This window comes from Mesorhizobium vachelliae (assembly GCF_033977325.1).
Classification (GTDB): Bacteria; Pseudomonadota; Alphaproteobacteria; order Rhizobiales; family Rhizobiaceae; genus Mesorhizobium; species Mesorhizobium vachelliae.
This window is the reverse complement of sequence record NZ_JAVIIR010000003.1, coordinates 316,782-338,608: the sequence shown is the minus strand read 5'-3', so window position 1 is coordinate 338,608 and position 21,827 is coordinate 316,782. Positions and strand designations below refer to the sequence as shown.

The window sequence follows — 21,827 nt, the reverse complement described above, 5'->3', positions numbered from 1 at the left end:
GAGACTGCATGAGCCAGGAGAGGTCCGACACGCTGGTGCTTTTCGGAGCGACCGGCGATCTCGCGCATAAGAAGATTTTCCCGGCGCTCTACCAGATGGTCGCCAAGGGCACGCTGACCGAGCCGGTGATCGGCGTCGCCTTCGAACCCTGGGAGCTCCCCAAGCTGGTGGACCGCGCCCGCGACGGCATTGTCACAGCACTTGGCAGCATCGACGACAAGGTCTTTTCCAAGCTCGCGTCGCTGCTGCGCTATGTCAGCGGCGACTACCGCGACAGCGCGACCTTCGAGAAATTGAGGACGACGCTGGGTTCCGCGCAGCGGCCGCTGCATTACATGGCCGTTCCGCCGACCATGTTCGAGACGGTGGTGCAAGGCCTTGAGCAATCCGGCACGGCGCGCGGCGCGCGGCTGATGGTGGAAAAGCCGTTCGGCCACGATCTGCAGTCGGCGCGCTGGCTGAACCGGGTGCTGCATCTGGTGTTCGACGAGCAGTCGATCTTCCGCATCGACCATTATCTCGGCAAGGAAGCGATCCAGAACCTGCTCTATTTCCGCTTCGCCAACTCCTTCCTCGAGCCGATCTGGAATCGCAACTTCGTCGAAAGCGTCCAGATCACCATGGCCGAGGATTTCGGCGTCGAAGGGCGCGGCAAATTCTATGACGATGTCGGCTGCATCCGCGACGTCATCGAGAACCACCTGCTCAACATCCTGCTGCTCCTGGCCATGGAGCCGCCGGTCGGCCGGTCGGCCGACGACCTGATCGACGAAAAGGTGCAGGTGCTGCGCGCCATCCGCACACTGACCAAGGACGATGTCGTGCGTGGCCAGTTCGACGGCTATCTGGCCGAGCCGGGTGTGCGGCCGAACTCGCCGGTCGAGACTTTCGCCGCAGTGCGCTTCTTCGTCGACACCTGGCGCTGGCAGGACGTGCCTTTCTTCATCCGCGCCGGCAAGAACATGCCGGTGCACGCGACCGAGGTGATCGTGCGGCTGAAGCGGCCGCCGCTCGACGTCTTCGACCCGATCAAGCCGGGAGATGCCAATTATGTGCGCTTCCGCATCGACCCGCAGGTCGCGATCTCGATCGGCGCCCAGCGCAAGGTCTCCGGTGACGACATGATCGGCGAGCAGGTCGAACTGACCGCGCTCGACGACACCAAGGGCGACATGCCGCCCTATGAACGGCTGATCGGCGATGCCATGAACGGCAACGGCCAGCTCTTCACGCGCCAGGACGCGGCCGAGCTTGCTTGGCGCATCGTCGGACCGGTGCTCGGCGACACCACGGCGCCGGCGATCTATGCGCCCAGGACCTGGGGACCGGCCGATGCCATGCACGGCTTCGGCCCGCCCGACGGCTGGATCAATCCGACGAAGTAGCTTCGGGAGGACAAGATGGCGAAAACAGCAAAGAAGGCGCCGGCGGGCAGCGATCCGATCGTTCTCGCCATCGATGTCGGCGGCTCGCATGTGAAGATCCTCACCAGCGCCGGCGGCGAGATGCGCCGCACCCCCTCGGGGCCGGGCCTGACCCCGGACCAGGTCGTCACTTCGGTCAAGAAACTGGCCGAAGGCCTGGACTACGACGTCATCTCGATGGGCTATCCCGGCCCCGTGCGCGACAACAAGCCCTCGCTCGATCCCTTCAATCTCGGCAAGGGCTGGAACGGCTATGATTTCACCGCCGCCTTCGGCAAGCCGGTGAAGCTCGTCAACGACGCGCTGATGCAGGCGATCGGCAGCTATGACGGCGGCCGCATGCTGTTCCTCGGCCTCGGCACTGGCCTTGGAGCCGCCATGATCATCAAGAATGTCGGCCAGCCGATGGAGCTTGCCCATCTGCCCTATAAGAAGGGCGCGAGCTTCGAGGATTATGTCGGCGAGCGTGGCCTGATGAAACGCGGCAAGAAGAAGTGGCGCAGATACGTTTTCGACGTCGTCGACAGGCTTCGCGCCGCCTTGCAGCCGGATTATGTCGTGATCGGCGGCGGCAATGTCGACAAGCTCGATGCATTGCCTGAAAAATCCCGGCGTGGCGACAACACTCGCGCTTTCGAGGGCGGGTTTCGTCTATGGCGCGACAAGGCGCTGATCGTCTGATATTGTTACATTTCAGTATAATTGTTCAAAACAGCGTGTATTGACGCGACAAACGTTGCGTCGCGCAGATTTGCCGACTAGGAATTCGCCGGCCTGCGGACCCCTGCGGCTTTTCAGAATTCGCCAATAACGCTCGCAGCGCTTTGATATTGCACACCGCGAAAACCCGTTCGCGGCCTTGCGGCACAAATGGAGGGACTACGTGGACGAGGACACCAGCACAGCCAAGGAAGTCGACCTGCTCGAGCTCACAGCTCACATCGTATCGGCCTATGTGGCGAAAAACCGCCTGCCCGCTGCGGACCTGGGCGGACTGATCGCCAGCGTCGCCTCATCGATCGGCGGGATCAGCCAGCCGGCGGAACCCGCCGCGCCCCCGCCGGTCCCCGCCGTCAATCCCAGGCGCTCGGTGACGCCGGACTACATCATCTGCCTCGAGGACGGGAAGAAGTTCAAATCGCTGAAGCGCCATATCGGCGTGCATTTCGGCCTGACGCCCGAAGCCTATCGCACCAAATGGGGCTTGCCGGTGGACTACCCGATGGTCGCTCCCAACTATGCGGCCTCGCGCTCGCAGCTCGCCAAGTCGATCGGCCTCGGCCGCAAGGCGGAACCGGAGCCGGCGAAGCCCGCCAAGGGCAGGAAGGCCAAGGCGCCCGCCTGAAATCGCTCGCCTGAAATAACGCGTCTGCACCAATGGTTTAGGCAAGCCTGCCGAGGAATCCGCCTTGGCAGGCTTCCTGCTTTTATGGCTTGGATAAATCATCTCGCAGTTTCCACGAAACGGCGAGATGATCTATCGGGGGAGCCGGCCATGAACTACGCCAGGATGGTGATCGAGAAGGAAGCGCCGGAGGAATACGGCTACGACCGCATCCGCTACAACCTTTCCGAAAGCTCGATCGCCGACCAGAAGCTCTCCGACATTGGCCTCGCGCTGCCGGACCTCACCTTGTTCTATGGCGAGCATCGCGGCGACAAGGACTTGCGGGCGCTGATCGCCGGACAGGACAAGGGCGTTTCCCCTGATGATGTGCTGGTGACCGCGGGGGCGGCCGGCGCGCTGTTCATCATCGCCACGTCGCTGCTGTCAGCCAGCGACCATCTCGTGGTCGTGCGGCCGAACTACGCCACCAACATCGAGACGCCCAAGGCGATCGGCTGCGCCATCTCCTATGTCGACCTCGATTTCGACCAGGGCTTTGCCGTCGATATCGAGCGCGTGAAGGCGGAGCTGCGGCCGAACACGAAACTGATCAGCGTCACCTGCCCGCACAACCCGACCGGCACGATGATGACGCGCGCCGACCTCGACACGCTGATCGCGCTTGCCGAAAGCCACAAGTGCCGGCTGCTGGTCGACGAGACCTATCGCGACCTCTCCTATGTCGAACGCCTGCCGGCAGCGGCCTCGCTTAGCCCAAGCGCGATCAGCGTCTGCTCGCTATCGAAAGCTTTCGGCATACCGGGCATCCGCGTCGGCTGGCTGATAACCCGCGATCCGGAGCTGCAGGAAACCTTCCTCGCCGCCAAGGAGCAGATCGGCATTTGCGGCAGCGTCATCGACGAAGCGATCGCCCGCACCACGCTCGAACGCGGTGACGGCTTTCTCGCATCGCTGCTCCCCGACATGGCCAGGCGCCGCGACATTGTGCAAGCCTGGATCGACGGCGAGGAGCTGGTCGACTGGGTGCGGCCGCAAGGCGGCGTCGTCGGCTTCCCGCGGCTCAACGTCGATGCCGGCTTCGACCTGGACAAGTTCTACACCAGGCTGCTGGAGGAGCACGGCACCTATATCGGTCCCGGTCACTGGTTCGAGATGCCGAAACGCTTCTTCCGCCTCGGCTTCGGTTGGCCAAGCGAAGCGGAGCTGCGAGGCGGGCTAGCGGCCATCTCGGCCGCTCTGAGGGGCTGAGCCGTATCCCGGTAGAAAATTTCGATTTTCTTCGATCCAGCGCGGATTTTTTGCGCGCATGGCGAAACGAACTGGGCTAAAGGGTTGCGGCCGGACCAGCGCCCACCCGTGGAAGTGCCCCGCCGGCCATCGTCGCAACGGGGCCCTCGAATCATGACCGTCGAAGCAACGTCACCAGACCAGCGCTACGCCGCGTTCCGGCACCGCCCGTTCCTCAGCTACTGGACGGCGCGCTTCCTCACGACTTTCGCCACCATGATCGTGTCGGTCGCCGTCGGCTGGCAGGTCTATGATTTGACCCGCGATCCGTTCGACCTCGGCATTGTCGGCATCGTCCAGTTCCTGCCCTCGCTGCTTCTGGTGCTGGTCACCGGCGTGGTCGCCGACCGCTTCGGCCGCCGCCTGATCATGACGCTGGCGACGCTGGTCGAGGCCGGCTGCGCGTTGGCCCTGCTGCTTCTGGCCCTGCGCGGCCTGACCAGCCCGCTGCCGATCTTCATCGTGCTGGTGATGTTCGGCATTGCCCGCGCCTTCTACGGCCCGGCCTCGTCCTCCCTGTTCGCCAATCTGGTGCCGCAGGAGGATTTCGCCAACGCGATCGCCTGGAACTCGTCGGCCTGGCAGACGGCGACCATCGTCGGCCCGGTCGCCGGCGGCCTGCTCTACGGCGTCTCGGCGGAAGTCGCCTACGCCACTGCTGCCATCCTCATGCTCGCCGCCGCCGTGCTCATCTTCACCATTCCCAAGCCCGCCCAGCAGACGGCCACCGACAAGCCGACGATGCAGACGCTGTTCGCCGGCTTCGGCTATATCTGGGGCGAGAAGATCGTACTCGGCGCGATCTCGCTCGATCTCTTCGCCGTGCTGCTGTCAGGCGCCTCGGCGCTGCTGCCGGTCTATGCGCGCGACATCCTGGATCTCGGGCCCTGGGGGCTCGGCCTGCTGCGCTCGGCGCCCGGCATCGGCGCCATCTGCGTCGCCGTCTGGCTCGCCGGCCATCCGATCCGCGACCACGCCGGCAAGATCATGCTGGGCTTCGTCGCCCTGTTCGGCGCCTTCACCGTGCTGTTCGGCCTCTCGACCATCACCTGGCTGTCGATTGTGGCACTCGCCCTGCTCGGCGCCACCGACATGTTCAGCGTCTATATCCGCGAGACGCTGATCCAGCTCTGGACGCCCGACGAGGTGCGCGGCCGCGTCAACGCCGTCAACCAGGTCTTCGTGGGCGCCTCCAACGAGGTCGGCGAGTTCCGCGCCGGCACCATGGCGGCGCTGATCGGCACCGTTCCCGCCGTGGTGATCGGCGGCATCGGCGCCATCGCGGTTGCCGGCCTGTGGGCCTATCTGTTCCCCCCGCTGCGGCAGGTAAGGCATCTCAACAGCCGCAACTGATTGGGCGCCGGATCTAAGCCGCGGGATCCGACGTTCGGCCCGTCAGGCGTCGCCCTCGACCAATGAGAAAATGTCGGGAGTAGCTTCTACTCCGAAAAGCTCACGCTGACGCCGCGCTGCCGAAAATAGGCCTGCATCAGCTTGCGGCCGGAGCGGTTGCCCTGCGCCAACTTGGTCGGGTCGAACACCGCCTGTTTCTTCCCCTCGCGTGCCAGCACCGCCTTGAGCGCCGCGATATGCGCATCGAGGTCGGCATTGTCGGCTCGGAGTGAGGCATAGATATTTTCGGTCGCCTCGGCCAGGGTCAGTTCGCTCACAGCTGTCGTCCTTCGATTGATCGGGGCGGCGCATAACACAGATTCGTGGCCGCGCCGATACCATCCATTTCTTGTTCCTCGCGTTTCGAGGGGATGGCTTCTATTTTGGACAGGGCCCGATGCCCATGTGGAGAGGCGGGCTCTCACCTGACAGGAGGGTTACGTTGTGAAAATACGTACGACGACGCACAATCATCCCGGAGAACCAGGCGTCATTCTGCTGGATCAGCCATTGGCGAACATGATCGTAGCGACCGACATTCGCGATGGCGCAACGACGCTGCTCGGAACAGTCGATCTGCAGGTGACCTATTCCGGCAAGTACGACATCCGAGTTGAATTGTCGCCGGACGAACTGACACGCGTCTACCAGCTACTCGTCAAAAACCTCCTCGAGAAAATACAGGAGCTTACCAGCGAGCAAGATCCTTGAAGGCCTGATGCATGTCGCCCAGAAGTGTGCAGCGGTTCTGGGACGACGACATGCATCAAAACATAGACTTGAAGCGCGTTGCCTGAATCCGGTTCAGCGCGACGCGCTTTAGGTAATTTTTGGGTCGAGCACAGCCGTTCGAAGCAATACGGTTTGCCTTATCCCACCGCCGGTCTGCCGAAGATCAGCCCTAAAAACTCGCTCAGCCAGCGCTTGAGGTGCATGTCCCAGATCAACCGGCCGCCGAGATGGTCGCGGCCGGGCTGCGCGCCGGGCAATTCGAAGCGATGCGCGCCGCGCACCACCCAGCGCTGCATCATCACCCTTGTCAGCTCGCCATGGAACTGGATGCCCCAGGCATTCTCGCCGTAACGGAACGCCTGGTTGGGATAGGTTTCCGCGGTTGCCAAAAGCGTCGCTTCCTTTGGCAGCGAAAAGCCCTCTCGGTGAAACTGGTAGACCATCTCCGGCCAGTGCAGCAGTTTCTTGCCGGCCTCGGTCGCCTTCAGTGGATACCAGCCGATCTCGACCAGTCCTTCGCCATGGCCTTCGACCTTGCCGCCGAGATGGTTGGCGAGCATCTGCGCGCCGAGGCAGATGCCGAGGAACGGCCGGTTTTCCTTGAGCGGGATTTCCAGCCAGTCGGTCTCGCGGCGGACGAACTCGTCCTCGTCATTGGCGCTCATCGGCCCGCCGAACACCACCGCGCCGGCATGACCGTCCAGCGTGCAGGGCAATTCGTCACCCAATGGCGGCCGGCGGATGTCGAGATCGAAACCTTCTTCCAGCAGCATATGGCCGACGCGGCCGGGGCTCGACGTCTCCTGATGCAGCACTATCAGGATTTTTGGTCTCGGCCTCGGTCTGGGTGGCATGGAAGGCGAAGGGTCCTGTTATTCGTCGCTCGAGTTGCCCCGCGCGCCGGGCGCCTCGGCCGCCGCCTTGCGGCGCGCCTCGATGCGGTCGCGACGCTCGACACCGATCAACTCGGCGACCCGCCAGACGGTGTTGTCCTCAAGCTCGTGCAGCTCGCCATCGGCATAGACGATTTCCCACATCAGGCCGATGAAGGCCTTGCGCGCCTCGGCGTCGAGATCGCGCTTGAGCACGCTGGTGAAGGCGTAAAGGTCGATCGCCTCATTGTCGGCGCGCTCGCCGGCCGCCGCCAGCGCATCGAGCTCCTCGCCGCTCACCGAATAGGTCTCGGCCAGGATCTGCTTGAATCGCTCCCATTCGACATCCTGGCGCACGCCGTCGGCGTTCATCACGTGATAGAGCAGTGCCGAGGCCGCGACGCGCGGATCGTCGGCGCTCGGCTTGGCCTCGCCGCCGGCCGGCAGATCCCTCAGGAAGGACAATACGCGCTCGAACATCGATGTTTTTTCCCTGCCCACCAAATCTTTCTTGTCCGCCAAGTCGGGCCTCAAAACAAACGAAAGCGGCGGGGCGATTTATCCACATCTTCTTCCGGCGCGACGCCGGGATCGTCCGGCAGAGGCGGCAGCTCCGAGCCCCGTCCGCTGGTTTCGGCCTCGCGGACGGCTTCCGCAACGGCCCCGTCCTTCTCGCCGCCGTTCGCCGCTGCCGGCTTTTCGACGGGCGCATCGGCAACGATATCGATCGCTTTTTCAGCGGGTGCGGCGGCAGGCGCGGCAGTGATCGCTGGCACCACGACATCCGCGTCGCTGTCGATCAGCTGGCCGAGCCGCTCCATCGGCGCGCGCCAGGTGAAGGCGTCGAGCTTGCCGGTGACCGGCGACACCGGCGCCCAGCGCTCAGAGATGACGCCGTCCGCCACCCAGGCCGGATCGCGCGGCGCGCGCACCGCCTTCGACAAAAGCTGCCGCACCTTGCCCTGGTCGCCGGTCTCGGCCTCCTCGATATCGGCGAGCAGCAGATAGGCGCCCTCGCGGCGATCCATGCGGATCGCGGCCTCCGCCTCGCGCCGCGCGGTGGCGAAATCCTGCGCGTCGAGCGCCGCGCGCGCCACGGCCATCGACGACTCGGCGTGGTTCTTCTTCAATTCCTGCAGCTTCTTCGCCCGGTTGAGGCGGTCGAGCACGGCGTCGCCCGGCCTGGCATGGGTGTAGAGCTCGGCGATATCCGGATGCGGCTCGGCCTTCCAGGCGGCCTCCAGGATCTTCGAACCCTTGCGCACATCGTTTTGCCGGATAACCAGGTCGGCGGCGATCACCGCTGCCGGCGCGAAGTCGGGCGCCAGCTTGTTGGCTTCGAGCGCCGCGGTGCGGGCCGCGTTCGGATCGCTGTCGACCAGCGCCTGCGCCTTGGCGGTGAGCAGCACGGCGCGGCGGCGGTTGGCGGCGTCGCGCTCGATCTGCCTGGTCGACTTCTGCGCCTCGACCAGCTTCAGCGCGCCGTCCCAGTCGCCGCGTTCGGTCAGCTCCTCCAGCGTCGATTCCGCCGCCCAGGCAAGCTGCGGCGCCACCGCCGCCGCGCGGCCGGCATAGTGGCGCGCGGCATTGCGGTCGCCGAGGCGCTCGGCTTCGAGATAAAGCCCGCGCAAGCCGAGCAGCCGCATCTCGGGATCGTCGAGCATGCGCTCGAATTTCTCCCGCGCGCCCTCATGGTCGCCTTCGAGCAGCGAGGCCTGCGCGTCGAGCAGGTTGATCAGCGGCTCCTGGTTGGAATTGATCAGCTTCGCCGCTTCCTTGGTCTTCTTGCGCGCCAGCGCGCCGTCGCCAGCGCCGGCGGCGATCATGCCGGTCGACAGCGCCTGGTAGCCGCGGTCGCGGCGGCGCACCCGGAAATAGCGCGAGATCGTGTAGGGGCTGTTCCACAGCGACTTGACCAGCCACCAGGCGATCATCACCGCGGCGACCACGGCGACGATCGCCACCGCCGCCACCATCAGCGTGACCTGGTATTGGTAGCCGTTGAAGGTGACGATCATCTCGCCCGGCCGGTCGGCCAGCCAGGCAAAGCCGAGCCCCAGCGCGAAGACGACGGCGAGGAAAGTGAGGAGGCGGATCATCTTGTCGTCCTCACGCCTTCGTCGCGCCGGCAATCAGCGCTTCGAGCTGCTTTTCGACCTCCAGCCGCGCCTTCAGTTTGCCGGCAAAATCGGCGCCGGCCGCCTTCGCGGCGTCGGGCAGCGTGTCATATTCGCTGAGCGCCTTGGCGTAGTCGCCCTGGTTGAGCGCCACTTCCATGCGGGCGACGGTTTCCGGCGCGCCCTTGCCTTCGATGGCACCGACCGGCCGCACCTTGACCAGCGATTCCGCGCTCGACACCAGGCTCTGGAAGAAGCCGGCATTCTGGTCGGCCGGCTTTGCCGCCTCGACCATGGCATTGGCGGCGGCATCGGCCTCCGAAGCGATGGTGGCGCGGGTCGGCACGCCCTTTTCGGCATAGGAGCGCAGCGCCGCGAGCTCCGGCGCATTCGGCGCGATCGCCGCGAAGGTGTCGAGCTCGGTCGCGAACGGCGCGCCGCGATCGAGCGCCGACTTCAGCGCCGAGGCCGCGATCGCCAGCGCGATCTTGGGCTGCGAAGCCTGCGCCTCGACCTTGCCGGAAAGCTGCGACACCGACTGTTCCAGCGCCGCGACCCGGCTGTCATCGGCCTTGGCCGCGTCGCCGGTCGATTTCACCAGCGCGGCGAGCCCGGCGATCTTTTCGTTGAGCGGACCAAGATCGACAGGTGCGACCTTGCTGTTCTTCTGCAACTCGGCAACGGTCGTCTCGATCTGGCCGACCTTGTCGCCAAGCGCCTTGAGGGCGGCGCCGTCGCTGCCCTGTCCAGCCGAGGATTTCAGCGCCGCGACATCGGTCTTGACCTGCCCGAGCGCCGACGAAAGGCCGTCGACCTTGGCGGCGGCTCCGGTGTCGCCGCTTTCCTTCAGCGCAGCGATTTCGCTTTTCAGCGAAGCGATCTCGCCATTGACGCCGTCCAGCGACCCACCGCCCGCTCCCGGCGCGCCGAGCATGCCGACCGCCTGCAGCAGGCCGGCGCCGGCAAGCGCTATCACGCCGCCGATGACGCCCGCGGCAAGTGTGTTGACGCCGGTCCTGCGCGATGGCTGCGGCACGCGATCCTCGCCCTGGGTCTCACTTCGTGTCTCGCTTGATTTGGCTCCCGAGGCGCTGGCGCCAGGCGCGGACGCGTCCTCGAAATTGTACCCGAACCCCTTGGGCTGGCTCTTCGGTGCATCCGAACCGTCGGGATAAGGCTTTTCCGGCTCGTCCTTGCCGGTCTCGGGCTTGTCGACCGCCGCCTGGGCGTCGCTATGCTCCCAGGGCTCGATATCGGCCTGCTCGGCATGGATCGGCTCTTCCGGCGCTTCCGGCTGCGAGCCGGCGGTAGCCTCTTCCGCCTTCGCCTCGTCAGTCTGCGCGGTCTCGGCCTTTGCGGCATCCTCGTCGGTGATTCGCGAGACGGCGCCGGGCTCAAGTTCGATGGTCACCGGCTCGCGCCGGGTCTTCGAATGTCGCATCTTCGGCGTCTTGACCATGCTTGGGCTCCGCAAAATGGCTTGAGGATTGATCAAAGGGTCCAGAGCGTCAGGATGCTCTAGCACATCACCAAGCGGTGAAAAGGGGCGGTGTGATGACGCGGCTCAGCCGGGCAGCGACAAAAGCGCCAGCAATGCGTCTTCCTCGGGTTTGGATGCGATGCGGACCCTGTTGCCGGCAACCCTTTCCACCGGCTCGGCGACACGGACCGAGAGCGCCAGGAATTGCGTTTTTCCGAAAAGATGACGCAAGGTCGGCCGCGCCATCAGGCCGACCAGCGCCGCGCTGGCCTTGGCCGAATAGAGCAGCGCTGCCTCGACCGATCGGCCCGACAGCCGGGCGACCACATCGGCATCGTCATAGTCGATTCCGGCCGTGTCGTAGGTCTCGATCGCCTGGACTTGCACGCCCGCCGCCGCCAGCCGCTGCTCGAACACCGGGAAGCGGACACGGCCGCAGAGATAGACGATTGCCTTGCCGGCAAGGCCGCCTGCGATGGCGTCGGCCAGCGCCTCGGCGTCGCCGGGCCCCTCCGTGACCGAGAGGAATCCCGCCGCGCGGCAAGCTTCCGCTGTCCTTTTCCCGACCGCATGGCAAGGCAGGCCAGCAAGCGCCGCGACCAGCGCTTGCGGCGCATGCCGCACCGCATTGGCGCTGGTGACGGCGACCGCGACGGCATCGCCGCCGATGGTCGCCTCGACCGGCAATGCGCTCGTCTCGGTCAACGGCAGCAGGACAGGCTGGAATCCCAGGGTTTCGAGGCGTCGTGCCGTGCGCGACGCGCCGGGCTCCGGCCTCGTCACCAGGACGCGGACCATGTCAGGCCCAGCCGTCGAAGAATTTAGCACCAGCCCGGGCGCGCACCGTCCGCGCGGCATCCAAGCCGATCTCCGCTGCATCCGCGGCCTCGCCTTCCAGCCGGACCTCATGCGATTCCGTGCCGTCGGGCGAAATGATCAGCCCGTCGAAAGACAGTTTCTCGCCCAACACCGTCGCATGGCCGGCGATCGGCGTGCGGCAGGAGCCGTCGAGCGCGGCCAGGAAGGCACGCTCGCAGGTGAGCGCCTGGCCGGTCGGCACGTGATGGATCGCCGCCAGCATTCTCTCGACATCGCGGTCGCCGACGCGCGTTTCGATGCCGATCGCGCCTTGTCCCGGCGCCGGCGGAAAATCCGCCAGCGGCATCAGGTCGGTGACGACATGCTCGAGCCCGAGCCGCTTCAGCCCGGCATAGGCGAGGATGGTGCCCTCGGCGACGCCTTCGTCGAGCTTGCGCAGCCGGGTCTGCACATTGCCGCGGAAGATCACCACCTTGAAATCCGGCCGCATGCGGCGCAGCAGCGCCTGGCGCCGCAGCGACGACGACCCGACCGTGGCGCCATGCGGCAGGTCGGCGATCCGCTTCACCCTCTTGCTGATGAAGGCGTCGCGCGCGTCCTCGCGCGGCAGGAAAGTCGTGAGCTCCAATCCGTCGGGCAGCACCGTCGGCATGTCCTTCGAGGAATGCACGGCGATGTCGATCCGGCCGTCGAGCAGCGCTTCCTCGATTTCCTTGGTGAACAGGCCCTTGCCGCCGGCTTCCGAGAGCGGCCGGTCCTGGATGCGGTCGCCGCTGGTCGAGATAGCGATCACTTCGAATGCCTGCTCGGGCAGCCCATGCGCCTGCATCAGCCGCGCCCGCGTCTCATGCGCCTGGGCCAGCGCCAGCGGGCTCCCGCGTGTTCCGATTTTCAAAGTTTGCATGGCGCGCGGTCCGTGATAACCCCCGTCATTGGCCGAGGTCTGTCGAGATTCAGGTCGGCCGAGCCGAAAGTGGTGGCTTCCGAGAACCGGAGCGGAGCGTACTTAAGGTACGTGAGCACCGGAAGCGCAGAAAGCCGCCGCTTGCAGGCCGGCATCACCTGAATATCGACTGACCTCCGGTGACACAATCTTTATGGACAGCGACCAATTGATCCGCGTTCTGGGCATTGAGACGAGTTGCGACGAAACGGCGGCCAGCGTGGTGGCGCTGGATGGCGCCTCCGCACCCGAAATCCTGTCCCCCAAGATACTTTCCAACGTGGTGCTGAGCCAGATCGAGGAGCACGCGGCCTTCGGTGGTGTCGTGCCGGAGATTGCCGCGCGCGCCCATGTCGAAGCACTGGACGGCATCGTCGAGGCAGCGCTTGCCGACTCGTCTGTCTCGCTCGACGAGGTCGACGCGATCGCCGCGACAGCGGGGCCCGGCCTGGTCGGTGGGCTGATCGTCGGCCTGATGACCGCCAAGGCGATTGCCGCGGCCGCCAACAAGCCGCTGATCGCCATCAACCACCTCGAAGGACACGCGCTGACGGCGCGGCTGACCGACGGGCTCGACTTCCCCTACCTTCTGCTGCTCGTTTCCGGCGGCCATACGCAGATCGTCGCGGTGCGCGGCGTCGGCGACTATCAGCGCTGGGCGACGACCATCGACGATGCGCTGGGCGAAGCCTTCGACAAGACGGCCAAGATGCTCGGCCTGCCCTATCCCGGCGGCCCGAATGTCGAGAAGGCGGCAGCCGGCGGCAATGCGGGCCGCTTTGCCTTCCCGCGCCCGATGAAAGGCTCCGCGCAACCCGACTTCTCCTTCTCCGGCCTGAAGACGGCGGTGCGCCAGGCGGCAACCGCGATCGCGCCGCTGAGCGACCAGGACGTCGCCGACATCTGCGCCTCTTTCCAGGCGGCGGTGGCCGACGCGCTTGGCGATCGTGTCGGCCGCGCCCTTGCCCGCTTCCGCCAGGAATTCCCCAACCAGGCGAAGCCGGCGCTGGTCGTCGCCGGCGGCGTCGCCGCCAATCGCACGATCAAGGCAACGCTCGAAGCGCTTTGTTCTGAAGCCGGCTTCGCCTTCGTCGCGCCGCCGCAGAAACTCTGCACCGACAACGCGGCGATGATCGCCTGGGCCGGCATCGAGCGGCTGCGCGCCGGGATCGCCGACGAAAACACCGCCGACTTCGTGCCGCGCTCGCGCTGGCCGCTCGACAGCGTTTCAGCGCCTTTGGTCGGATCTGGCCGGCGCGGTGCCAAGGCATGAGCGCGAGCGGCAAGAAGTCGGGCTGGCGCGTCGCGGTGCTGGGCGGCGGCGCCTGGGGCACGGCGCTGGCGCTGACCATGCTGCGCGCCGGCCATGATGTCCGGCTCTATGCGCGCGACACCGATACCGTGGCCGCCATCGCCCGCGGCGAGAACCCGCGCTACCTACCCGGCATCAGGATTGCGCCCGGCATCGCGGCCACCAGCGATATGGCCGCGGCGCTCGACGGCGCCGACTGCGTGCTTGCCGTGACGCCGGCGCAGTCGCTGCGCGCGGTCCTTGCCGCTGCGCGCAACCACGTTCCCGCAGGCGCACCGCTGGTGCTCTGCGCCAAGGGCATCGAGCGCGACACCGGCGCGCTGCTGTCGGCGATCGTCGAGGAGAGCCTGCCGGGCAGTCCGGTCGCGGCGCTGTCCGGCCCGAGCTTCGCCAGCGATGTCGCGCGCGGCCTGCCGACCGCCGTCGTGGTCGCCGCCCGCGATGGCGATCTGGCGGCTGAGCTTGCCGCGCGCTTCTCGGCGGAGAACCTGCGCTGCTATTCCAGCGACGACCTGATCGGCGTCGAGATCGGCGGCGCGCTGAAGAACGTCTTCGCCATCGCCGCCGGCGCCGTCACCGGCGCAGGCCTCGGCGCCAGCGCCCAGGCCGCCATGGTGACGCGCGGCTTCGTCGAGTTGCGCCGCATCGGCGCCGCCTTCGGCGCGAAACCCGAGACGCTGATGGGGCTTTCCGGCCTCGGCGACCTCTTGCTCACCTGCTCCTCGGCGCAGTCGCGCAATTTCGCCTACGGCCTGGCGCTCGGCCAGGGCAAGCCGCTTGCCGGCCTGCCTCTGGCCGAGGGCGTGCCGACGGCCGGCATCGCCGCCCGCATCGCCGCCGAGCGCGGCATCGAGGCGCCGATCATCTCGGCCGTCGCCGCCATCCTCGACTGCAAGATCACCATCGGCCAGGCCGTGACCGCCCTGATGACACGCCCGCTCAAGACCGAAACCGACATCTGAACCATCGGAGTTGAAAAATGCTGTTTGCGTTGATTTGCAAGGACAAGCCCGGCAGCCTGCAGCTGCGCGTCGACACGCGACCGGCGCATGCGGCCTTCCTGGAAGGCCTAATCGCTGAAGGCCGGCTTGCCTTTGCTGGTCCCTTCCTCGACGCCGACGGCAAGCCGGACGGCAGCCTGGTGATGATCGAGGCGCCGGACATGGCTGGTGCGCAAGCGCTGGCCGCCGCCGACCCCTACGCCAAGGCCGGCCTGTTCGAAAGCGTCCAGATCCGTCCGTGGAACTGGGTCTTCCAGAAGCCCGCCGGCGCATGATCGTTCGCTGCTCTCGCCGCGGCGACGGCGAGAGAGTAAGCATAGACTGGAACGCCATGCGTGGCGGTGCGACAAAGCGATGGGACAAACGATATGAACCACTGGCTGTTCAAGTCCGAACCTTCGGTCTTTTCCTTCGAGGCGCTGAAGGCCAAGGGCAAGGCCGGCACGCAATGGGACGGCGTGCGCAACTACGCCGCCCGCAACAACATGAAGGCCATGCAGATCGGCGATCTCGGCTTCTTCTATCATTCCAATGAGGGGCTCAACATCGTCGGCATCGCCGAGGTCTGCGCGCTGGCGCATCCCGACACCACGACCGACGATCCGCGTTGGGAATGCGTCGACATCCGCGCCTATAAGGACGTGCCGAAGCCGGTGACGCTGGAACAGGTCAAGGCCAACCCCAAGCTCGCCGAGATGGCGCTGGTCCGGCTTGGCCGGCTTTCCGTGCAGCCGGTGACGCCGGCCGAATGGAAAGAGGTCTGCCGCATGGCCGAGCTCAACCCGGCGCCGTGAAACGACTTACGCCGAAAACCGCGAAGACCTTCATCCTCGACAACACGGCGCTGATGGCGCCGCCGCATGTGCCGGAAGTGCTGCTGCACCTCGCCGACGAGGCGCATGACCTGTGGCTGCGCACCGAGGAGGAGCTGGCCGAGATCGGCCTGCCGCCGCCTTTCTGGGCCTTTGCCTGGGCCGGCGGCCAGGGCCTCGCCCGCTATGTGCTCGACAATCCAGGCACCGTGCGCGGCAAGCGGGTGCTCGACTTCGCCTCCGGTTCCGGTCTTGTCGCAATCGCGGCGATAAAGGCCGGCGCGAAGCAGGTGATCGCGGCCGATATCGACCCGTTCTGCGAGACGGCGATCGCCATCAACCTCGAAGCCAACACCGTGGACGCGCAATTCCTCGGCACGGATTGTGTCGGCTCCGACGACGGCTGGGACGTCGTGCTTGCCGGCGACGTCTTCTACGACAAGGCCTTCGCCGACAGGCTGCTGCCCTGGTTCAGGTCTCTGAAGGCGCGCGGCGCCGAGATCCTCGTCGGCGATCCCGGCCGCGCCTATCTTCCCAGGACCGGGCTGGAATCGCTTGCCGTCTACCAGGTTCCGGTGACGCGCGTGCTGGAGGATGCCGAGGTCAAGCGCACGACCGTCTGGCGCCTTGCTTGACGCGACGGACGAACAAGCGTTCCATCGCATTCCGATCCGGAGGGGGAAAGCATGGATTTTTCGGTCGTCAATTGGCTGGCGGTGGTTGTCGCCGCCGTCGTCGCATGGTTGTTCGGCGCCGCCTGGTACATGAGCCTGAGCAAGCCGTGGCTGAAGGCGGCCAAGCTCGACCCGGCCACCATGAAGCGCTCGGCCGTTCCGTTCGTCGTCAGCTTCATCGCCGAGCTGATCATGGCGCTCGTCCTGACGCTGGTGGTGGGTGCCATAACCGGCGGCGAGCCGAACCCGATCGCGGGATTGCTGTTCGGCTTCGTGCTCTGGCTGGGCTTCATCGCCACCACGCTTGCCGTCAACCACCGCTATGAAGGCTTCGGCTGGGCCCTGACGCTGATCGATGCCGGCCACTGGCTGGGCGTGATGCTGATCATCGGCGCCATCATCGGCTGGTTCGGCGCGCCCGCGGCGCCAGCGGGCTGATTCAGGTCGGCGTTTTCGCCACCTCGTCCAGCAGCCATTCGCGGAAGGCGATGACCCGCGCGTCGTCCTTCGCCTCCTGCGGATAGACCAGGAAATAGGCAAAGTCGGCCGCGACCTTGATGCCGAGCTCGAAGGGCCGGACCAGGCGCCCTTGCGAGAGATCGCTGGCGACCATGGCGAAATCGGCCAGCGCCACCGCGTTGCCGTCGAGCGCCGCCTGCGTGGCGTCGGTCGAGGACCTGAACACCAACGTGCGGCTGTCGTCGAAATCGTCGACGCCGGCGGCCTGCATCCACATGCGCCAGTTTGGCCACGTCACACCCTGCCGCGACCATTCGATATGCGCAAGCGTATGGTTGAAGAGATCGCGCGGCTCCCTCAGCGGTGGACCCGAGGCAAGCAATGCCGGGCTGCAGACCGGGATGATGATGTTCTCGAACAGCCGGTGCGCGATGATCCCCGGATATCTGCCGGTGCCGAAGCGGATGCCGACATCGACATCGTCGCGCTCGAAATCCCTGACATCGTAGGTGATGTCGAAGCGCAGCTCGATCCCCGGCTTCTGCTGGCGGAAATCGTCGACGCGGCGCATCAGCCATTTCGTCGCGAACTGCGCGTCGAGCGTCACCTTCAAAAGCGCCGTGCCACGGGTCAGCTTGCGGGCGCGGCTGACGGCGCGGTTCAGCAGGTCAAGCGCATCGACCGAGGCCTCCAGCAGCACATTGCCCGCTTCCGTCAGCCTAATGGTGCGGCTGGTGCGCGTGAACAGCACCAGGTCGAGCTGATCCTCTATTTCCTTGATCTGGTGGCTGACCGCCGCCGGCGTCAGGCCGAGCTCGTCGGCGGCGCGGGTGAAGTTGAGATGCCTGGCCGCCGCCTCGAACGTCCTCAGCGCCCGTGTTCCCGGCAGCAGCTTGGACATGCGATCTCCAAATAAAACTTGACGATCAGAAAAGAACTACTCGTTTCCCGTTTGTTTTTCAATCCGGCAAGATGGCTTCATCGAAACACTATAAAACCGGATTTGATATCCGGAGAACACGGATAGAGCCATGTCTGACATCGCCCTGAAGTCCTGCACCACCCTGGAATCCCCTTCCGGCTTCACCCTTTGGCTGCGTTCGGCGCGCGATTGGCTGCGCCAGGCCCAAATTGCCGCCCGGCTGCCGCACGAGTCGGTCGAAGACCTCTCCGACAGCCAGCTGCGCGACATCGGCGCCGGGCGCCGGGACATCTCGAAGACGATGGACAGGGAGCTCCGCGAGATCGGTCTGCTCGGCACGGGTTGGCAGCGCAGATAGGGAGTAGGGGAGTAGGGAAAATTGGCGACCTTTTTTCGCCAGCCGAGCTGACAACCCTATTCCCCTATTCCCCTATTCCCCTACCTCACTACCCGCACCACCGTCCTGTCCGACAGCAGAGGAAGCAGCCTCGCCATGGTCCGCGCCGTCACCGCCACGCACCCTTGCGTCGGTGTGAAGCCCGGCCGCGCCAGGTGGAAGAAGATCGCGCTGCCGCGCCCGCGCCGGCGCGGCGCGATGTTCCAGTCGAGCACCAGGCAGACATCGTAGAGCCGGTCGTCGCGCTTCATCCGCTCATGGCTGGCGCCATAGGGGATCTTCACCGGACGGTTGTAGTTGCGGTCGTCCGGCACCTCGCACCAGCCGAGACCCGGGCCGATGGGCGCCATCGGCAGCCTCGTCCGGCGTCCACCCGGAAAATGATCGCCCCGGAAATAGCCCGACAGGATGCGCATCGACGCCAATGGCGTCGCGCCGTCGCCCTCATGCTTGTCGGCGGTAATGCCGCCGCGTCCCAGCGCGCAGGGAAACACCGTTTTGCCGGCTTGCAGGAAGCCTTGCGCGGGGTTGCCTGGGCGTGCGCGCACGACCAAAACCCTCAAGGCTTTCGGCAAAAATGCGCCCGCCGCATTGCGCGCGCGTTTTTTCTTGTATGATTGTGTCACGGAACAAATCACTGTGATCGGCTGTTGCGCCGGTGAGCTTCCGCATAAATGGGGGGAGGTCAACTGAATATTCTTTTTAAAACAACGGATTGATATCCATGACATCACGCACCATCCTGATCGTTGATGACGACGACGACCTGCGCGCCACCCTTGTCGAGCAGCTGGCGCTTTACGAAGAATTCGACGTCCAGCAGGAATCGACCGCCGCAAAAGGCGTTGCCGCGGCGCGCGGCGGCGTCATCGACCTGCTCATCATGGATGTCGGCCTGCCGGACATGGATGGCCGCGAGGCGGTGAAGATCCTGCGCAAGGGCGGCTACAAGGCGCCGATCATCATGCTGACCGGCCACGACACCGATTCCGACACGATCCTGGGCCTGGAGGCCGGCGCCAACGATTATGTGACCAAGCCTTTCCGCTTCGCCGTGCTGCTCGCGCGCATCCGCGCCCAGCTTCGCCAGCATGAGCAGAGTGAGGACGCGACCTTTTCCGTCGGCCCCTATACGTTCAAGCCGAGCCAGAAGCTGCTGATCGATCCGCGCGGCGCCAAGGTGCGGCTGACCGAGAAGGAAGCCTCGATCATCAAATACCTCTATCGCGCCGACCAGAAGGTGGTGACGCGCGACGTGCTGTTGGAGGAGGTCTGGGGCTACAATTCCGGCGTCACCACGCACACGCTGGAGACCCATGTCTACCGGTTGCGCCAGAAGATCGAGCGCGATCCTTCCAATGCCGAAATTCTTGTGACAGAAAGCGGCGGCTACAAACTGGTTCCTTAAGCATTTCATGATCTGGAGCAATTCCAGGAAAAGTGCGAAGCGGTTAGGCTTGGCGGCTTCGCCGTAGCCTTCCGTCCGGAATTGCGTCAAACATACAAAATGAGCGGTCGGGGCGGGACCGCTTCGGGTACGATCCCGGTGCTGGAGGGTGACGGATCGGCTCGTTGGATGCCTCGCACGGTGTGCAGGCTGCTAGTGTTGGAGCGTCTCTTGCGGGTCCCTTTAGGACGCGCCGCTCCAAAGGAGGGACTGGACTGACCGCTCGGGGACACAGCTAGGATGGCGCTGGATGATGACATCCTCATCCTGTCCGGCGTGAAGCTTTTCCAGGGCTTCACGCAGGAACAGTTGCGCCTGCTCGCCTTCGGCGCCGAGACCACCGTGCTCCAGGCCGACCATAAGCTCTACCGCGAGGATGACGTCGCCGACTCTGCCTACATCGTGGTCAGCGGCTTGATCACGCTCTATCGGGAGCTGGGCGGTGAACGCGTCCCGATCGGTACGGCAGGCCCGGGCACCATGCTGAGCGAACTGGCGCTGATCGCCGACACCAACCGGCTGACCAGCGCCTCCGCCGCGGTCGACTCGGAAGTGATCCGATTGAGCCGCAAGATGTTCCACCGAATCCTGGAAGAATATCCCGAGATCGCGGTGCTGTTGCATGAGCGCATCCTGGAGGAATTCCAGCAGATGATCGCCCGTATTGAGAAACTGGCGCCGCGATTTACGGGGTAGCGGTTGGGCGTCGGCCAGGGAGCGCCTTCGAAAGGCAGGCGCCACCGCACCTAATCCAAATCGAACCGCGCTATCACCGGCACATGGTCGGACGGCTTCTCCCAGCCGCGCGCCGCCTGCAGGATCTCATACCCCGCGAAAGCCGGCACAAGGTTGGCGGAGGACCAGACATGGTCGAGGCGGCGGCCGCGGTTCGACGCCTCCCAGTCCTTCGCGCGGTAGCTCCACCAAGTGTAGAGCTTCTGCTCGGCGGGCACGTTGAGCCGCATCAGGTCGACCCAGCCGCCGGCCTTGCGCATCGCCTCGAAATTTGTCGTCTCGACCGGCGTGTGGCTGACGACGTTGAGCAATTGCTTGTGCGACCAGACATCGTGCTCCTGCGGCGCGATGTTCAGGTCGCCGACCAGTATCGACGCGGATAGCTCGTCCCCGTTCGCCGGCACGCCGTTCATCTCATGGACGAAATCGAGCTTGTGCCGGAATTTGCGGTTGATCTCCGGATCCGGCTCGTCGCCACCGGCCGGCACGTAGAAATTATGCACCAGCACCGACTTGCCGCCTGCCTGCACCCTGACCGACAGATGCCGGCTGTCGTCGATCTCGCAGAAACGCCGCTTCTCGACCAGCTCGATCGGCCGGCGGGCGACCGTGGCGACGCCGTGATAGCCCTTCTGGCCGTGGAACAGGATGTGCTCGTAGCCAGCCTTCCGGAAGGCTTTTTCCGGGAACAGCTCGTCGGGAACCTTGGTCTCCTGCAGGCAGAGCACATCGGGCGCGTGCTCCTTCAGGAGCCGCTCGACGATCGGCATGCGCAGGCGCACGGAGTTGATGTTCCAGGTGGCGATGGTGAAAGGCATTCAGGCGCGGTCCGGCAAGAGATCACCGATCTAGTGCCAGCCGCGCGCTGTAAAGACAAGCTCGGCAAATAGCCTTCGGCGCTTCGGCGCCGGCTTACCCGCCAGACCGCGTCTTCGTGTTCAGCTCCCTGTTCGCCGTGTAGTCGATCGCGAACGTATCGGCCGGGAAACTGCCGCCTTCCTTGACGTTGAAGATCATCACCGTCGTATCCTTGCCCTGCGCATCCGTGATCGTCCACTGGCGCAGCTCGTAGGTCTTCGGGTCGAACATCATGGTGATCATCGCATTGCCGAAGACCGACTTGTCGGAAAGCTTGATGGTGGTGAGGTCGTCCTCTTCCTTGACGGCCTTGACGCGCCCGCCGGACAGGTCGATCCGGTCGTCCAGCAGCAGCTTCAGCGGCGTCTTCGACAGGGGGTAGAGGTCGGATGTATTGAGCTTCTTGTTCAGGATCACCACCGACTTGCCGTCGGAGATGACGCGGAAATTCGAGGAGCCGTCATAGTTGAAGCGGATCTTGCCCGGACGCTCGAGGAAGAACTTGCCGCCGGTCTGCTCGCCTTTCGGCCCGAACTGGACAAACTCGCCGCTCATCGACTTCACCGAGGAGAAATGATCGGCGATCTTCTGCGCCGCCGGCGGCACCGCGGCCTGCGCCGCGGCCACGAGCTGATAGCCCGGCACGAGGTTGAGAGCGGCGGCTCCGCCAAGCATCAGGCCGAGACCGAGGATCTGGCGGCGGGTGATGGCGAATTCTGTCTGGGTCTTCATGCCGGTCACTTCCTGTGATTCGTGTGGTGGCAGTTTCTGGACTCCCACTAGGGCCTAAGTTTGG

At 65.3% G+C, this 21,827-nt stretch carries 26 protein-coding genes; 15 read left to right on the top strand and 11 right to left on the bottom strand.

Features of this window, described 5'->3' with window-relative positions:
* Nucleotides 1-8: 8 nt before the first annotated feature.
* From zwf to RFM41_RS08545, 5 genes are all read left to right on the top strand, one after another.
* Entirely contained in the window at nt 9-1,385 is a 1,377-nt protein-coding gene (gene zwf / locus RFM41_RS08565) for a glucose-6-phosphate dehydrogenase (protein ID WP_320247520.1), read from the top strand.
* A gap of 15 nt (nt 1,386-1,400) precedes the next feature.
* Nucleotides 1,401-2,105, top strand: coding sequence for an ROK family protein (locus tag RFM41_RS08560; protein WP_320247521.1), 705 nt, complete (start codon nt 1,401-1,403; stop codon nt 2,103-2,105).
* Between the two features lie 202 nt (nt 2,106-2,307).
* A complete protein-coding gene (locus tag RFM41_RS08555) occupies nt 2,308-2,769 on the top strand; it encodes a Ros/MucR family transcriptional regulator (protein WP_320247523.1) in 462 nt (153 codons plus the stop codon).
* Nucleotides 2,770-2,919: 150 nt separating this feature from the next.
* Nucleotides 2,920-4,020 (top strand): aminotransferase class I/II-fold pyridoxal phosphate-dependent enzyme, encoded by a 1,101-nt coding sequence (locus RFM41_RS08550; RefSeq protein ID WP_320247525.1) that lies wholly within the window; start codon nt 2,920-2,922, stop codon nt 4,018-4,020.
* A 150-nt stretch (nt 4,021-4,170) separates the two neighbouring features.
* On the top strand, nt 4,171-5,412 hold the full coding sequence (locus RFM41_RS08545; protein ID WP_320248073.1) for an MFS transporter: 1,242 nt from the start codon (nt 4,171-4,173) through the stop codon (nt 5,410-5,412).
* An 86-nt stretch (nt 5,413-5,498) separates the two neighbouring features.
* Here the strand turns inward: RFM41_RS08545 and RFM41_RS08540 are convergent, their stop codons facing one another.
* Nucleotides 5,499-5,729, bottom strand: coding sequence for a hypothetical protein (locus RFM41_RS08540; protein WP_320247527.1), 231 nt, complete (start codon nt 5,727-5,729; stop codon nt 5,499-5,501).
* 166 nt (nt 5,730-5,895) lie between these two features.
* Here RFM41_RS08540 and RFM41_RS08535 point away from each other — a divergent pair, with 166 nt between their 5' ends.
* Nucleotides 5,896-6,162: a hypothetical protein gene (locus tag RFM41_RS08535; RefSeq protein ID WP_320247529.1), complete on the top strand. Its 267-nt coding sequence runs from the start codon at nt 5,896-5,898 to the stop codon at nt 6,160-6,162.
* Between the two features lie 158 nt (nt 6,163-6,320).
* Here the strand turns inward: RFM41_RS08535 and RFM41_RS08530 are convergent, their stop codons facing one another.
* The 6 genes from RFM41_RS08530 to hemC all read right to left on the bottom strand — a co-directional run bounded on the left by RFM41_RS08530 (nt 6,321) and on the right by hemC (nt 12,375).
* Nucleotides 6,321-7,037, bottom strand: coding sequence for a glutamine amidotransferase (locus RFM41_RS08530; protein ID WP_320247531.1), 717 nt, complete (start codon nt 7,035-7,037; stop codon nt 6,321-6,323).
* 18 nt (nt 7,038-7,055) lie between these two features.
* Entirely contained in the window at nt 7,056-7,535 is a 480-nt protein-coding gene (locus tag RFM41_RS08525; RefSeq protein WP_320247533.1) for a tellurite resistance TerB family protein, read from the bottom strand.
* Nucleotides 7,536-7,585: 50 nt separating this feature from the next.
* The gene (locus tag RFM41_RS08520; RefSeq protein WP_320247535.1) at nt 7,586-9,154 is read right to left on the bottom strand and encodes a heme biosynthesis protein HemY; all 1,569 of its coding nucleotides are present in this window, start codon (nt 9,152-9,154) and stop codon (nt 7,586-7,588) included.
* Between the two features lie 10 nt (nt 9,155-9,164).
* Entirely contained in the window at nt 9,165-10,631 is a 1,467-nt protein-coding gene (locus RFM41_RS08515) for a phage tail protein (RefSeq protein WP_320247537.1), read from the bottom strand.
* 105 nt (nt 10,632-10,736) lie between these two features.
* A complete protein-coding gene (locus RFM41_RS08510; RefSeq protein WP_320247539.1) occupies nt 10,737-11,450 on the bottom strand; it encodes a uroporphyrinogen-III synthase in 714 nt (237 codons plus the stop codon).
* A gap of 1 nt (nt 11,451) precedes the next feature.
* Complete coding sequence (hemC, locus tag RFM41_RS08505) at nt 11,452-12,375, bottom strand: hydroxymethylbilane synthase (RefSeq protein WP_320247541.1); 924 nt, start codon at nt 12,373-12,375, stop codon at nt 11,452-11,454.
* A 211-nt stretch (nt 12,376-12,586) separates the two neighbouring features.
* On the opposite strand from hemC, the gene tsaD reads away from it, so the two are divergent.
* The 6 genes from tsaD to RFM41_RS08475 all read left to right on the top strand — a co-directional run bounded on the left by tsaD (nt 12,587) and on the right by RFM41_RS08475 (nt 16,651).
* The gene (tsaD, locus tag RFM41_RS08500; RefSeq protein ID WP_320248074.1) at nt 12,587-13,687 is read left to right on the top strand and encodes a tRNA (adenosine(37)-N6)-threonylcarbamoyltransferase complex transferase subunit TsaD; all 1,101 of its coding nucleotides are present in this window, start codon (nt 12,587-12,589) and stop codon (nt 13,685-13,687) included.
* Entirely contained in the window at nt 13,684-14,688 is a 1,005-nt protein-coding gene (locus RFM41_RS08495; RefSeq protein ID WP_320247543.1) for an NAD(P)H-dependent glycerol-3-phosphate dehydrogenase, read from the top strand. Before tsaD ends, RFM41_RS08495 begins: the two co-directional genes overlap by 4 nt.
* A gap of 17 nt (nt 14,689-14,705) precedes the next feature.
* Nucleotides 14,706-15,002: a YciI-like protein gene (locus tag RFM41_RS08490; protein ID WP_320247545.1), complete on the top strand. Its 297-nt coding sequence runs from the start codon at nt 14,706-14,708 to the stop codon at nt 15,000-15,002.
* A gap of 93 nt (nt 15,003-15,095) precedes the next feature.
* Nucleotides 15,096-15,521: an EVE domain-containing protein gene (locus tag RFM41_RS08485; protein WP_320247548.1), complete on the top strand. Its 426-nt coding sequence runs from the start codon at nt 15,096-15,098 to the stop codon at nt 15,519-15,521.
* Entirely contained in the window at nt 15,476-16,174 is a 699-nt protein-coding gene (locus RFM41_RS08480; protein ID WP_320247550.1) for a class I SAM-dependent methyltransferase, read from the top strand. The genes RFM41_RS08485 and RFM41_RS08480 overlap by 46 nt, the downstream gene beginning before the upstream one ends.
* A gap of 51 nt (nt 16,175-16,225) precedes the next feature.
* Complete coding sequence (locus RFM41_RS08475) at nt 16,226-16,651, top strand: DUF1761 domain-containing protein (protein ID WP_320247552.1); 426 nt, start codon at nt 16,226-16,228, stop codon at nt 16,649-16,651.
* Between the two features lies 1 nt (nt 16,652).
* Here RFM41_RS08475 and gcvA read toward each other — a convergent pair whose 3' ends face one another.
* Nucleotides 16,653-17,573 (bottom strand): transcriptional regulator GcvA, encoded by a 921-nt coding sequence (gene gcvA, locus RFM41_RS08470; RefSeq protein WP_320247554.1) that lies wholly within the window; start codon nt 17,571-17,573, stop codon nt 16,653-16,655.
* A 130-nt stretch (nt 17,574-17,703) separates the two neighbouring features.
* On the opposite strand from gcvA, the gene RFM41_RS08465 reads away from it, so the two are divergent.
* Nucleotides 17,704-17,952: a hypothetical protein gene (locus tag RFM41_RS08465; protein WP_320247556.1), complete on the top strand. Its 249-nt coding sequence runs from the start codon at nt 17,704-17,706 to the stop codon at nt 17,950-17,952.
* An 80-nt stretch (nt 17,953-18,032) separates the two neighbouring features.
* Here the strand turns inward: RFM41_RS08465 and RFM41_RS08460 are convergent, their stop codons facing one another.
* Nucleotides 18,033-18,539 (bottom strand): L,D-transpeptidase family protein, encoded by a 507-nt coding sequence (locus tag RFM41_RS08460; RefSeq protein WP_320247558.1) that lies wholly within the window; start codon nt 18,537-18,539, stop codon nt 18,033-18,035.
* Between the two features lie 176 nt (nt 18,540-18,715).
* Here RFM41_RS08460 and RFM41_RS08455 point away from each other — a divergent pair, with 176 nt between their 5' ends.
* Nucleotides 18,716-19,399: a response regulator transcription factor gene (locus tag RFM41_RS08455; RefSeq protein ID WP_320247560.1), complete on the top strand. Its 684-nt coding sequence runs from the start codon at nt 18,716-18,718 to the stop codon at nt 19,397-19,399.
* A 279-nt stretch (nt 19,400-19,678) separates the two neighbouring features.
* Nucleotides 19,679-20,134 (top strand): Crp/Fnr family transcriptional regulator, encoded by a 456-nt coding sequence (locus RFM41_RS08450; RefSeq protein WP_320247562.1) that lies wholly within the window; start codon nt 19,679-19,681, stop codon nt 20,132-20,134.
* Nucleotides 20,135-20,184: 50 nt separating this feature from the next.
* Here the strand turns inward: RFM41_RS08450 and xth are convergent, their stop codons facing one another.
* Both xth and RFM41_RS08440 read right to left on the bottom strand, forming a co-directional pair.
* Nucleotides 20,185-20,991, bottom strand: coding sequence for an exodeoxyribonuclease III (gene xth, locus RFM41_RS08445; protein ID WP_320247564.1), 807 nt, complete (start codon nt 20,989-20,991; stop codon nt 20,185-20,187).
* Between the two features lie 94 nt (nt 20,992-21,085).
* Nucleotides 21,086-21,763 carry an outer membrane lipoprotein carrier protein LolA gene (locus RFM41_RS08440; RefSeq protein ID WP_430691515.1) on the bottom strand — a complete coding sequence of 226 codons (678 nt, stop codon included), beginning with the start codon at nt 21,761-21,763 and terminating at the stop codon, nt 21,086-21,088.
* Between the last annotated feature and the right edge of the window lie 64 nt (nt 21,764-21,827).

Coding starts and splice junctions, on each gene's coding strand:
- zwf (WP_320247520.1), top strand. CDS start 9: ATGAGCCAGGAGAGGTCCGACACGCTGGTGCTTTTCGGAGCGACCGGC.
- RFM41_RS08490 (WP_320247545.1), top strand. CDS start 14,706: ATGCTGTTTGCGTTGATTTGCAAGGACAAGCCCGGCAGCCTGCAGCTG.
- gcvA (WP_320247554.1), bottom strand. CDS start 17,573: ATGTCCAAGCTGCTGCCGGGAACACGGGCGCTGAGGACGTTCGAGGCG.
- RFM41_RS08495 (WP_320247543.1), top strand. CDS start 13,684: ATGAGCGCGAGCGGCAAGAAGTCGGGCTGGCGCGTCGCGGTGCTGGGC.
- RFM41_RS08480 (WP_320247550.1), top strand. CDS start 15,476: ATGGAAAGAGGTCTGCCGCATGGCCGAGCTCAACCCGGCGCCGTGAAA.
- xth (WP_320247564.1), bottom strand. CDS start 20,991: ATGCCTTTCACCATCGCCACCTGGAACATCAACTCCGTGCGCCTGCGC.
- RFM41_RS08515 (WP_320247537.1), bottom strand. CDS start 10,631: ATGGTCAAGACGCCGAAGATGCGACATTCGAAGACCCGGCGCGAGCCG.
- RFM41_RS08440 (WP_430691515.1), bottom strand. CDS start 21,763: ATGAAGACCCAGACAGAATTCGCCATCACCCGCCGCCAGATCCTCGGT.
- RFM41_RS08475 (WP_320247552.1), top strand. CDS start 16,226: ATGGATTTTTCGGTCGTCAATTGGCTGGCGGTGGTTGTCGCCGCCGTC.
- RFM41_RS08520 (WP_320247535.1), bottom strand. CDS start 9,154: ATGATCCGCCTCCTCACTTTCCTCGCCGTCGTCTTCGCGCTGGGGCTC.
- hemC (WP_320247541.1), bottom strand. CDS start 12,375: ATGCAAACTTTGAAAATCGGAACACGCGGGAGCCCGCTGGCGCTGGCC.
- RFM41_RS08465 (WP_320247556.1), top strand. CDS start 17,704: ATGTCTGACATCGCCCTGAAGTCCTGCACCACCCTGGAATCCCCTTCC.
- RFM41_RS08450 (WP_320247562.1), top strand. CDS start 19,679: ATGGCGCTGGATGATGACATCCTCATCCTGTCCGGCGTGAAGCTTTTC.
- RFM41_RS08530 (WP_320247531.1), bottom strand. CDS start 7,037: ATGCCACCCAGACCGAGGCCGAGACCAAAAATCCTGATAGTGCTGCAT.
- RFM41_RS08455 (WP_320247560.1), top strand. CDS start 18,716: ATGACATCACGCACCATCCTGATCGTTGATGACGACGACGACCTGCGC.
- RFM41_RS08550 (WP_320247525.1), top strand. CDS start 2,920: ATGAACTACGCCAGGATGGTGATCGAGAAGGAAGCGCCGGAGGAATAC.
- RFM41_RS08510 (WP_320247539.1), bottom strand. CDS start 11,450: ATGGTCCGCGTCCTGGTGACGAGGCCGGAGCCCGGCGCGTCGCGCACG.
- RFM41_RS08485 (WP_320247548.1), top strand. CDS start 15,096: ATGAACCACTGGCTGTTCAAGTCCGAACCTTCGGTCTTTTCCTTCGAG.
- RFM41_RS08560 (WP_320247521.1), top strand. CDS start 1,401: ATGGCGAAAACAGCAAAGAAGGCGCCGGCGGGCAGCGATCCGATCGTT.
- RFM41_RS08525 (WP_320247533.1), bottom strand. CDS start 7,535: ATGTTCGAGCGCGTATTGTCCTTCCTGAGGGATCTGCCGGCCGGCGGC.